At 66.2% G+C, this 2,225-nt stretch carries 2 protein-coding genes and 1 pseudogene; 2 read left to right on the top strand and 1 reads right to left on the bottom strand.

The annotated features are described in order from the left end of the window. Positions 1-610 precede the first annotated feature (610 nt). Together IEZ17_RS45195 and IEZ17_RS41500 are read left to right on the top strand one after the other, a co-directional pair. Positions 611-736 (top strand): annotated as a pseudogene (locus IEZ17_RS45195) (hypothetical protein); the annotation flags it as partial. An 84-nt stretch (positions 737-820) separates the two neighbouring features. Next, a complete protein-coding gene (locus IEZ17_RS41500) occupies positions 821-2,062 on the top strand; it encodes a pentapeptide repeat-containing protein (RefSeq protein WP_229853136.1) in 1,242 nt (413 codons plus the stop codon). Here the strand turns inward: IEZ17_RS41500 and IEZ17_RS41495 are convergent. Further along, a partial coding sequence (locus IEZ17_RS41495) for a transposase (protein WP_189308814.1) occupies positions 2,052-2,225 on the bottom strand: 174 nt, incomplete at its 5' end. The genes IEZ17_RS41500 and IEZ17_RS41495 overlap by 11 nt on opposite strands.

Raw genomic sequence — 2,225 nt, 5'->3', positions numbered from 1 at the left:
CAGAGACCAACAGTCCCAAGCCGCTTAACGAAACCGTCCACGCTGCGAGGGGATGGACAACCTGCCCGGTAAAGCACGACGTTGGGGCCGTGATCTGAGAGGCTCGCCCCAAAGTGGCTGCCTAAAGCCGTGGAGCCGACCGCCCCAGCCACGACGTACCCCTTTTCTGGCGGCAGGCGGCTGATCGTTGAGCGCGCGGGACGGGCGCCGGCCGGGCTGGAGCGGGGCGGAGACAGGAGCGCAGGCCCGGACGGGGGCTGGGCCGCGCGCGGCGAGCGCGAGCGAGCCGCCTTGTGTCTGAAGTGTGGGCCAGAGAGTGGTGCCAAACAGGCTGATCACATTGGCTGCTCACGGCAACCGGAAGTCCACCCGGAATCGTCCCAAGAGACATGACGACCACCGGCGCGCCGCCCCCCTCGTCCGTGCCGAGCTGGCCGCATTGCGCACGCGATGCGGACTCGACCAGTAACGCGGTCGGCTGCCGCGGACGTCGAGTAGAGCCATACGGCGCATGCTTAGCTCATCTCACGGACGCCGATCGGGGCAGCTATCTCAGCACACTGTCATCAGGTAGCGACCTCGACCACCGCGGCACTCTCATCTCACAAGCCTGCTGCAGCAACTCCTGGCCGCCCTCCATGATCCCTCCACCGGACGGCCCCAGCTCGGCGACGCTAGGTTCGATGAGGCAGCGTTCGCCGGCACCGCTGGGTTCCGTGGGACGACGTTCTCTGGACCCGCCAGATTCGACGGGGCGACGTTCTCCGGCTTCACCCTGTTCGGCGGGGCGACGTTCTCCAGCGACGCCTGGTTCGAGAGAGTGACGCTCTCCAACGCTGAGTTCAGCAGCACCACGTTCTCCGGCTTCGCCTGGTTTGGCGGTGCAGCGTTCTCCGGCGACACTACGTTCGGTGGGGTGACGTTTTCCAGCGATGCGGGGTTCTCCAGGGCGAGGTTCTCCGGTCCTGCCTGGTTTGGTGGGGCGGCGTTCTACGGCCCCGGCGAGTTCTATGAGACGACGTTCTCCAGCCCTGCCGTGTTCGAGGGGGCGACGTTCTCCAGCGATGCTGACTTTAGAAAGGCTGCGTTTTCCGACGAAGCCGAGTTCCGGAGAGTGACATTCTCAGGCCCTGCCGTGTTCGACGGGGCGACGTTCTCCAGCGATGCCAATTTCCATGAGGCAGTGTTTGAGACGGCTGCGCATGTGGGCCCCCTGGTCTGCCAGGGAGCCCTCGACCTGCGCGGAGCACGGTTCAACAGCCCTGTGACCATCCAGGCCGCAGCAACCCACCTCGAGGGCCAGCGAACACGATGGGACTCCATCGCCGCCCTGCGGCTGAGATACGCCACTGTCGACTTGAGCGACGCAGTGTTCGAGTGTCCGTTGACCATTGTCACTCAAACCGCCCACTTCACCGCACCGGGCGGAGCAGTCTTGGCGGAGGGACAGCTGGTTGGCAGCGATCCGGGAGCGCGCGTAGCCTCTCTGCGGGGAGCAGACGCGGCGCACCTGTTGCTCCACAACGTCGACCTCAGCGCCTGTCTGCTGTCTGGCACGGTGCATCTGGACCAGCTGCGGCTGGAGGGGGAGTGCCCTCTTGCGCCCGCACCGTCAGGTTTGCGGCGGCGGGGGCTGTTTGTTGTGCGGTGGACCGCACGGCGGACGTTGATCGAGGAACAGCACTGGCGTGCCCGGCGGGGATGCTCCGGTTGGGCGGCCGCGCCGGATGGGACGGAGGTGATCGGTCCGGCGGGGCTGGCGCCGGTGTACCGACAGCTGCGGAAGTCCTTCGAGGACGGCAAGAACGAGCCGGACGCGGTGGACTTCTACTACGGCGAGATGGAGATGCGCCGCCACGACCGCAACCGTCCTATCGCTGAGCGTGCGCTACTGGCCCTGTACTGGGCGGTGTCCGGATACGGCCTTCGAGCCTCCCGCGCACTGGTGTGGCTGCTCGGTGCCATGGCTGCCACCGTGCTCGTGATGATGCTGTGGGGGCTACCGCTGAACGATCCGAAGACCGCCACCACTGGACGACTAAGAAGTCATCTCATTTGGTGAGTCTGCGGTAGCAGATGAGGGTGCAGGCGATGCTGGTGAAGGCGAGGAAGTGGTCGGCTTTGCGCTCGTAGCGACGGTGGAGTCGTCGGCAGCCGGCGAGCCAGGCCATGGTGCGTTCGATGGTCCAGCGGTGGCGGCCGAGTCGCTTGGAGGACTCGATGCC

Source organism: Streptomyces albospinus (genome assembly GCF_014648695.1).
In the GTDB taxonomy this organism is placed as follows: Bacteria; Actinomycetota; Actinomycetes; order Streptomycetales; family Streptomycetaceae; genus Streptomyces; species Streptomyces albospinus.
The sequence above is the reverse complement of the archived record's forward strand: the minus strand, read 5'-3'. Positions and strand labels throughout refer to the sequence as shown.